Origin of the sequence: Mesorhizobium sp. M7A.F.Ca.CA.002.15.2.1, assembly GCF_003998715.1 — a bacterium.
Lineage (GTDB): Bacteria > Pseudomonadota > Alphaproteobacteria > Rhizobiales > Rhizobiaceae > Mesorhizobium > Mesorhizobium ciceri.
In genome coordinates this window covers 1-3070 of the sequence record NZ_RZPI01000653.1, presented here as the reverse complement: position 1 = coordinate 3070, position 3070 = coordinate 1, and the positions used below count along the sequence as shown (strand labels likewise).

Here is a 3070-nt window from a genome sequence, read left to right as displayed (position 1 = left end):
GGTTGTCATAGACGGCAAGAACCTCTGGTAGCTTATCCAAACCATTCCGGCACGGCGATGCGGCGCCACCACCGGGTATTGGTCACTCGGGAAAAGCCGTGAACGGCGCTTTTGCCGTTCCGCTTTTCGCCGCAATTCATGGTACAAGTCGCGGGAAGGGCTGATTTGGCGCCACCGCAAGGCGTGACTTGGAGAGGGACCATCCTATGAAAAAGACTGTGCTCGTCGTCGTGGCGACGGCTGTGCTCGTGAGCGCCTGCACCACCACCGATCCGTATACAGGCGACCAGAAGATTTCCAACACGGCGGCCGGCGCCGGCCTTGGCGCCCTGGCGGGTGCCAGCCTTGGCCTGCTTGCCGGTGGCAACGACCGCCGCAACGCACTGATCGGCGCCGGCATCGGCGCGCTGGCCGGCGGCGCCATCGGCGCCACGATGGACCAGAACGAGGCCGAACTGCGCCGGCAGCTCGAGGGCACCGGTGTCAGCGTCACCCGCAGCGGCGACCAGATCATCCTCAACATGCCGTCCGACATCACCTTCAACTCGGATCAGGATGCGGTGAAGCCCGGCTTCTACCAGGTCCTGAACTCCGTCGCGCTGGTGCTGAAGAAGTTCAAGCAGACCACGGTCGACGTGTTCGGCCACACCGATTCGACCGGTGGCGACCAGCACAATTTCGATTTGTCGCAGCGTCGTGCTTTGGCGGTGGCGAACTATCTGTCCGGTCAGGGCGTGGATCAGCGGCGCTTCGCCGTCACAGGCTTCGGCAAGACACGTCCGGTCGCATCCAATGCCACAGCCGAAGGTCGGGCCCAGAACCGCCGCGTCGAGATCCAGCTGTCGCCGCTCACCTGATCCGTCCGGCAAGCGGATGCGAAACGGCCCTCATGCGGGGCCGTTTTTGTTTGAGCTGACATCGGCGCTCTGGATGGGTACGGTATAGATTTAGTTATTGCTAAAATATAGCTTTCCGGCGGCCATGGAAAGGAATAGCATCATGGCAGTCCAGCGGGGATGAGGCGGTGTAACCGGCCGCGCAATCAGCATTTTTCCGCCTCGGTCTTGCACGGCCAGATCAGAAATCTGGGAGGAATGCATGACAAGAACAGCCAGCCTTGGGCGCTGTGGCGTCCTCGTTTTAACAGGTTTGGTAGGCGCGTGGCTGAACGTTGCTTCGGCTCGGGCCGAGGACGCCAACAAGGCCGACATCGAAGCCTTGAAAAAGTCGCTCGCCAAATATGAGGATTACACCGCTGCCGTCCGCGATCTCTATCTGTCGACGGTCGGCTGCGTCTACTACAGCGGAGAAAAGATAGCGGGCGCGATGGATTACCCGAAGGGCGCCATGGGTATTCACTTCGTCAATGTCCCGAGTGTCGGCCAGAAGCTCGACCCGATGCACCCCAACGTGCTGATCTATGAACCGACCAAGAAGGGTTTGCGGCTGGTGGGCGCGGAATGGCTGGTGCCTCTGACGCCGGACATAAAGGAGCCTCCGAAGCTGTTTGGCCAAACCTTCATGGGGCCGATGGAGGGGCACTACCCTCTCATCCCGAAGGAGTTCGTCCATTACGACCTTCATGCCTGGCTCGGGGACAATCCGAACGGCATGTTCAGTCCGACGAACCCGAACGTGAAATGCTCGAAGGCCGAGTTTCCGATGCTGGAAAAACCGACCAAGATGATGCCTGGGCCGATGTAACGGGCGAACCAGGCTGGAGCTCTACCGAGAAGGCAAGCCGGATGGCTGGCTTGCCTTCGAAGCGGTCGGGATCAGACCTTGGCGACGATCCGCATGAAGGCCGGCATGTCATCGCCGAAGCCAACGGTGGAATCGTTGTCTTCCTGGTGACGTTGGCGGGCAGGGCGGCTGTTGTCTCGCTGCGGCCGGGTATCGCCGCGTTCCGGTGCGCGCTGTTCGTTGCGATCGGACGATTTGCGCTCGGTGTTTTCCGAACGGATCGCTTCCTTGCGCGAGCGCCGTTCGCCGACGTCGGCGGCTGCCGCTGCGACCTCGGCCGCCGGCTGGTCCTCGCGGACTGTTTCCGGTGCCGTGTCTTCGCTGCGCTTGGCGTGGCGTTCGCGCGGTTTGCGCTCGCCGCCCTTTTCCCTGCTGCGGTCGTCGTCCTTGCGACCGGCGCGGCGCGGTGCGCCCTTGCCACGGCGCGGAGCATCGTCCTCGCCGCCTTCGCTGGCAACCACCGTCGACAAGTCGCCGTCATGCCATTCGATCTTGTTGCCGATCAGCCGCTCGATGGCGTCGATGTATTTGGTGTCCGACTTGGTCGCGATGGTGAAGGATTTTCCGGAGCGTCCGGCGCGGCCGGTACGGCCGATACGGTGGACATAATCCTCGGCATGGATCGGCACGTCATAGTTGAAGACATGGCTGACGTCGGGGATGTCCAAGCCGCGCGCGGCGACGTCGGAAGCGACGAGGTAGCGCAGCTTGCCGTCGCGGAAATTGGCCAGCATCTGCATGCGCGCGCGCTGGTCCATGTCGCCATGCAGCGCACCGGCGTCGAAATCATACTTCAGCAGCGAGCGGAACAGTTCCGACACTTCGACCTTGCGGTTGCAGAAGATGATGGCGTTCTTCAGTTCGGCATCTTCGGCCTTGATCAGGTTGCGCAGCGTCTCGCGCTTGTCCCACGGCTTGGAGCCTGATTTGACCAGCCGCTGGGTGATGTTGGTGGCGGCGGACGCGGCCTTCGAGACCTCGACGCGCACCGGCGCATGCAGGAATTTCTCGGTCAGCTTGGTGATTTCCGGCGGCATCGTCGCCGAGAAGAACAGCGTCTGCCTGGTGAACGGGATCATCTCGCAGATGCGCTCGATGTCGGGAATGAAGCCCATGTCGAGCATGCGGTCGGCTTCGTCGATGACGAGGATCTCGACGCCATTGAGCAACAGCTTGCCGCGCTCGCGGTGATCGAGCAGGCGGCCGGGCGTCGCGATCAGCACGTCGACGCCGCGCTCCAGCTTCTTGTTCTGTTCGTCGAATGAGACACCGCCGATCAGGAGCGCGATGTTGAGCTTGTGGTTCTTGCCATATCGGATGAAAATCT

General features: G+C 62.0%; 3 protein-coding genes. 2 read left to right on the top strand and 1 reads right to left on the bottom strand.

The window, feature by feature from the left end; genetic code table 11:
• Positions 1–206 precede the first annotated feature (206 nt).
• Together ENZ74_RS26945 and ENZ74_RS26940 are read left to right on the top strand one after the other, a co-directional pair.
• Entirely contained in the window at positions 207–857 is a 651-nt protein-coding gene (locus tag ENZ74_RS26945; RefSeq protein ID WP_013531371.1) for an OmpA family protein, read from the top strand.
• Between the two features lie 241 nt (positions 858–1098).
• Positions 1099–1704 (top strand): hypothetical protein, encoded by a 606-nt coding sequence (locus ENZ74_RS26940; RefSeq protein WP_013531372.1) that lies wholly within the window; start codon positions 1099–1101, stop codon positions 1702–1704.
• Between the two features lie 71 nt (positions 1705–1775).
• Here the strand turns inward: ENZ74_RS26940 and ENZ74_RS26935 are convergent.
• Positions 1776–3070 (bottom strand): DEAD/DEAH box helicase (locus ENZ74_RS26935; protein WP_164761238.1); only part of this gene is annotated, 1295 nt, incomplete at its 5' end.

What these genes read in the sequence shown, in the direction of transcription:
- ENZ74_RS26940 (WP_013531372.1), top strand. Translation starts at nt 1,099, where the DNA reads ATGACAAGAACAGCCAGCCTTGGGCGCTGTGGCGTCCTCGTTTTAACA.
- ENZ74_RS26945 (WP_013531371.1), top strand. Translation starts at nt 207, where the DNA reads ATGAAAAAGACTGTGCTCGTCGTCGTGGCGACGGCTGTGCTCGTGAGC.